This is a genomic window from Phocaeicola sp. RTP21198st1_B8_RTP21198_201120 (genome assembly GCF_040929485.1).
Lineage (GTDB): Bacteria > Bacteroidota > Bacteroidia > Bacteroidales > Bacteroidaceae > Phocaeicola > Phocaeicola dorei.
In genome coordinates, this window is record NZ_JBCOCI010000090.1 from 1 (window position 1) to 4,766 (window position 4,766).

7 protein-coding genes are annotated in these 4,766 nt (G+C 44.5%); 6 read left to right on the plus strand and 1 reads right to left on the minus strand.

Translation table 11 applies throughout. From position 1 onward, the window contains the following. The 6 genes from AB5935_RS20755 to AB5935_RS20780 form a co-directional block, all read left to right on the plus strand. On the plus strand, positions 1-227 hold a 227-nt coding region (locus tag AB5935_RS20755), incomplete at its 5' end, for a F0F1 ATP synthase subunit A (RefSeq protein WP_368327542.1). 31 nt (positions 228-258) lie between these two features. Continuing rightward, the gene (atpE, locus tag AB5935_RS20760) at positions 259-513 is read left to right on the plus strand and encodes an ATP synthase F0 subunit C (protein ID WP_005846828.1); all 255 of its coding nucleotides are present in this window, start codon (positions 259-261) and stop codon (positions 511-513) included. Between the two features lie 10 nt (positions 514-523). Next, positions 524-1,024 carry a F0F1 ATP synthase subunit B gene (atpF, locus tag AB5935_RS20765; RefSeq protein WP_005846830.1) on the plus strand — a complete coding sequence of 167 codons (501 nt, stop codon included), beginning with the start codon at positions 524-526 and terminating at the stop codon, positions 1,022-1,024. 5 nt (positions 1,025-1,029) lie between these two features. After that, positions 1,030-1,587 (plus strand): F0F1 ATP synthase subunit delta, encoded by a 558-nt coding sequence (locus AB5935_RS20770; protein ID WP_005846833.1) that lies wholly within the window; start codon positions 1,030-1,032, stop codon positions 1,585-1,587. A 122-nt stretch (positions 1,588-1,709) separates the two neighbouring features. Further along, complete coding sequence (atpA, locus tag AB5935_RS20775; protein WP_007838560.1) at positions 1,710-3,302, plus strand: F0F1 ATP synthase subunit alpha; 1,593 nt, start codon at positions 1,710-1,712, stop codon at positions 3,300-3,302. Positions 3,303-3,304: 2 nt separating this feature from the next. Next, positions 3,305-4,174 carry a F0F1 ATP synthase subunit gamma gene (locus AB5935_RS20780; RefSeq protein ID WP_007844082.1) on the plus strand — a complete coding sequence of 290 codons (870 nt, stop codon included), beginning with the start codon at positions 3,305-3,307 and terminating at the stop codon, positions 4,172-4,174. 86 nt (positions 4,175-4,260) lie between these two features. Here the strand turns inward: AB5935_RS20780 and AB5935_RS20785 are convergent. After that, positions 4,261-4,766 (minus strand): class I SAM-dependent methyltransferase (locus tag AB5935_RS20785; protein WP_368327543.1); only part of this gene is annotated, 506 nt, incomplete at its 5' end.

The window sequence follows — 4,766 nt, forward strand, 5'->3', positions numbered from 1 at the left end:
GTCATGCTGCTATTCTCAGTTTGATATCCATCATTTTTATTACAGCGAATATGGGACCTCTGATTAATGGTTCCATGGGATTTGTTGCGGTGGCATTCGGAATCTTTATGACTGCGCTGGAATTATTGGTCGCATTTATTCAAGCATACGTATTTACCATGTTGTCCGCGGTCTTTATCGGGTTGTCCCGTACAGAAGAGATGCGTGAAGAAAAAGAAATAAAATAAATTAAATAATTAATTCAAAAAACAAACTATTATGTTACTAGCAGTTTTATTACAGTCCGCTGCTGCGGCAGGTTTAGGGAAATTAGGTGCTGCACTTGGAGCAGCTATTGCAGTAATCGGTGCAGGTATCGGTATCGGTAAAATCGGTGGTTCTGCCATGGAGGCAATTGCCCGTCAGCCGGAGGCGGCAGGAGATATCCGTATGAATATGATTATTATCGCCGCGCTGGTAGAAGGTGTGGCGCTGATCGCCATTATTGTTTGTTTATTAACTTTGTTCTTATAATTAATGTAGCATGTCATTATTAACACCTGATAGCGGTCTGTTATTCTGGATGGTCATCGTTTTCGGTATCGTTTTTGTCATTCTTGCAAAATACGGTTTTCCGGTGATCACCAGAATGGTGGATGAGCGAAAACAATATATAGACAAGTCACTGCTTGCTGCACGTGAAGCCAATGAGCAATTGGCTAATATTAAAGCAGACAGTGAAATGATATTGGCTAAGGCTCACGAGGAGCAGGCGCGCATCCTGAATGAAGCGGTCGCAACCCGCGAACGTATTCTGAAGGAAGCCAAAACACAGGCTCAGGTTGAAGGACAGAAACTGCTGGATGAAGCGAAAAAGCAGATTCAGGCAGAAAAAGACAGCGCTATCAGCGACATTCGCCGCCAAGTAGCTGTGCTGTCTGTCGACATTGCTGAGAAGGTTTTGCGCAAGAACCTCGATGATGAGAAAGAACAAATGGAAATGATTGACCGTTTGCTGGATGAATTAACTGTTTCTAAAGACTGATTGTTATGTATATAGGAGTCATTTCAATGCGTTATGCTAAGGCTTTGCTGGCCTATGCCGACGAAAAGGGGACAGAGGATACTGTTTATGAGGAAGCCGGAATATTGGCAGATAGTTTCTCGAGAATCCCCGAACTTCGGCAGGCATTGGATAATCCTGTATTGCCTGCTGAAACAAAGTTGAAACTGATTTGCGAAGCTGCCGGAGGAGGTAAGGTGAGCGAAGAATTGAAACGCTTTGTGGAATTGGTACTGGAGGAACGAAGAGAGAAATTCTTGCAGTTTATGATTATGTCATACATTGACCTTTATCGGAAACAGAAGAATATCAGCGTCGGTAAAATCACGACTGTTTGTCCGGTGGCGGAAGAGGTAGTCAACCGCATACGGGCATTGGTCGTAGAGAAAACTCATGGAACTGTAGAGTTCAAAACCAAAATAGATCCGAAACTGGAAGGTGGTTTTATCTTTGAAATCGGAACTTACAGATTGGATGCGAGCGTAGCTAACCAGATAAAACGGGTAAAGCAACAGTTTATAGCTAAAAATAGAAGAATAGTATAAAATTAAAAATTATAAGTTAGAAAATAAAAGTAATATCAGTTTGTTTCTTTTAGTTTTTAACTTAAGGTTAATACCTGGTCGGGCTTTAATTTTTAATTTTCAATTTTTAATGTAAAAAGATTATGTCTGAAAATATAAAACCCAGCGAAGTATCCGAAGTTTTACTTCAGCAACTGAAAGGCATCAACACCCACCTGCAATTTGATGAGGTGGGGAATGTGCTGCAGGTGAGCGATGGTGTGGCACGTATTTACGGTCTGCGCAACGCGGAAGCTAATGAGTTGCTGGAGTTTGAAAACGGTATCATGGCTATCGTGATGAATCTGGAGGAGGACAATGTAGGTGCGGTATTGCTAGGTCCTACTGATCAGATTAAGGAAGGAATGGTGGTGAAACGTACCAAACGCATTGCTTCTATTAATGTGGGCGAAGGTATGTTAGGGCGTGTTATCGATCCGTTAGGCGTACCATTGGATGGCCGTGGACAAATTGGCGGGGAACTGTGCGAAATGCCTTTGGAACGTAAAGCTCCCGGAGTGATCTTCCGTCAGCCTGTGAACCAGCCTTTGCAGACAGGGCTGAAGTCTGTGGATGCTATGATTCCTATCGGGCGTGGACAACGTGAGTTGATTATCGGGGACCGTCAGACCGGAAAAACCTCTATCGCTATAGATACGATTTTGAATCAGAAATCCAACTATGAAGCGGGAAAACCTGTATATTGTATTTATGTAGCCATTGGTCAGAAGGGTTCCACTGTAGCAAGTCTGGTGAATACGTTGCGTGAACGCGGTGCGATGGATTATACCATAGTGGTAGCTGCCACTGCTGCCGATCCGGCTGCATTGCAGTATTTTGCTCCGTTTGCCGGAGCGGCTATCGGAGAGTATTTCCGTGACACAGGCCGGGATGCCTTGGTTGTGTATGATGACTTGTCAAAGCAAGCCGTAGCCTATCGTGAAGTATCCTTGATTCTGCGTCGTCCCTCCGGTCGTGAGGCATATCCGGGTGATATCTTCTATCTGCATTCACGATTGTTGGAGCGTGCGGCAAAGATTATCAACCAGCAGGAAGTGGCCGAACAAATGAATGACCTTCCACCCAGCTTGAAAGGCAAGGTAAAGGCAGGTGGTTCACTGACCGCATTGCCTATTATTGAAACACAGGCAGGTGATGTTTCCGCGTATATTCCAACCAATGTCATTTCCATTACAGACGGTCAGATATTCCTTGAAACCGATTTGTTCAACCAGGGTTTCCGTCCGGCTATCAATGTGGGTATTTCCGTATCCCGTGTGGGAGGTAGTGCCCAGATCAAGAGCATGAAGAAGGTGGCAGGTACATTGAAGATAGATCAGGCACAATATCGCGAACTGGAGGCTTTCTCCAAGTTCAGCAGTGATATGGATCCTGTAACGGCAATGGCTATCGACCGGGGACGTAAGAACAACCAGTTGCTGATACAGCCGCAGTACAGTCCGATGCCTGTCGGAGAACAAATAGCCATTCTTTATTGTGGTACACATAGTTTGCTGCGTGATGTACCCTTGCATAAGGTGCAGGATTTCCAGAAATCATTCCTAGAAATGATGCGTGCCGACCATCAGAAAGATGTACTTGATGTATTGTCAAGCGGTGTGATAAATGATGATGTAACTGCAATTATAGAGAAAGTAGCAGCTGATACGGCTCAACCATTTAAAGTGAACGAATAGTCATGGCATCACTGAAAGAAGTAAAAGGAAGAATAGCCTCAGTAAATAATACGCGGAAAATTACTTCGGCTATGAAGATGGTAGCCTCTGCCAAGTTGCATAAGGCGCAGGCTGCCATAGAAAACATGCTTCCTTACGAACGAAGGCTGAATCACATCCTGACCAATTTTCTGAGTGCGGGTAGTGAGGTGGAGTCTCCTTTCATTGTGAAACGTGAAGTGAAGCGTGTGGCTATCGTCGTGTTTGCCTCCAATACCAGTCTGTGTGGCGGGTTCAATGCAAATATCATCAGGCATCTGACGGTTATTCTGGATGAATACAAGTCCCTGGGTATGGAGAATGTGCTTTTGTATCCGGTAGGCAGAAAGGTAGCGGAAGGTGTGAAGAAATTGGGATTCAAGGCCGAAGGCGATTTCCAGCATATGGCGGATAAACCTTCTTATCAGGAAGCTTCCGCCTTGGCAGAGGACTTGATGAGGCGCTTTCTGCATCGTGACATAGACAAGGTGGAGTTGCTGTACAACCATTTTCGTTCTACAGCAGTACAGGTCCTGACGCGTGAAACTTATCTTCCGATAGACTTGACACAAGAGAAGAAAGAGAAGGACAAAGGCAGGATACCCGATTATATTGTGGAACCGTCTGTAGATGTGGTGATGGAGGAATTGCTCCCGAAGATGTTCTGTATGAAGATGTTCACGGTATTACTGGATTCGAATGCTTCCGAACATGCCGCCCGCACCATGGCTATGCAGATTGCTACAGACAATGCGAATGATTTGTTGCAGGATCTGACGGTGATGTACAACAAGAGTCGTCAGCAGGCTATTACCAATGAACTGTTGGATATAGTAGGCGGTTCAATGGCCTAATTTTTTTCTTGGGGCAAGATACGCAGCATCTTGCCCCAAGAATTTGAAAATCATACGACAAGTTTATCGGAATCCTTCTATAAGTGTCATCCCTTCCATCGAAGGCGGGTTAAATAATCATAGTGCTCCCCCTCTTTAATAAGCTCCGCCTCGAATCCATTCCCGGCAGCATACAGGCTGAGTGTCTGAAAATCGACATAAAGCCAGTCGAAAGAATCTCCTTTTATATTTTTGTATTGCATCCGGAAATCTATTTCACCATAATAATCTCCTGCCAGATCAATCAGGAAACTCCCGTCCTCATCTTCAAAAAGATAACGGAGATCACTGGAATCCATCAAGATACATCCCCCGGGGCGAAGCAGTTGTTTCATCTTTTGAAAGAAAGCTGCCATATTTTCCAACTTCCCGATAATGCCCGATCCGTTCATCAGCATGATGATTGTATCGAATGTTTCTAGAAAATGTGTATCGAAAAGATTTATCTGACGGACATTCTTTATCCCTCTTTTTTCCATCACCTCTACTGAAAGCGGGGAAATATCGATAGCGCATACCTCTTTTCCCATCTCTTGCAAGGCCAGTGCATGGC

Excerpts from the sequence above, each read along its gene's own strand:
- atpE (WP_005846828.1), top strand. The coding sequence starts at position 259 with ATGTTACTAGCAGTTTTATTACAGTCCGCTGCTGCGGCAGGTTTAGGG.
- AB5935_RS20770 (WP_005846833.1), top strand. The coding sequence starts at position 1,030 with ATGTATATAGGAGTCATTTCAATGCGTTATGCTAAGGCTTTGCTGGCC.
- AB5935_RS20780 (WP_007844082.1), top strand. The coding sequence starts at position 3,305 with ATGGCATCACTGAAAGAAGTAAAAGGAAGAATAGCCTCAGTAAATAAT.
- atpF (WP_005846830.1), top strand. The coding sequence starts at position 524 with ATGTCATTATTAACACCTGATAGCGGTCTGTTATTCTGGATGGTCATC.
- atpA (WP_007838560.1), top strand. The coding sequence starts at position 1,710 with ATGTCTGAAAATATAAAACCCAGCGAAGTATCCGAAGTTTTACTTCAG.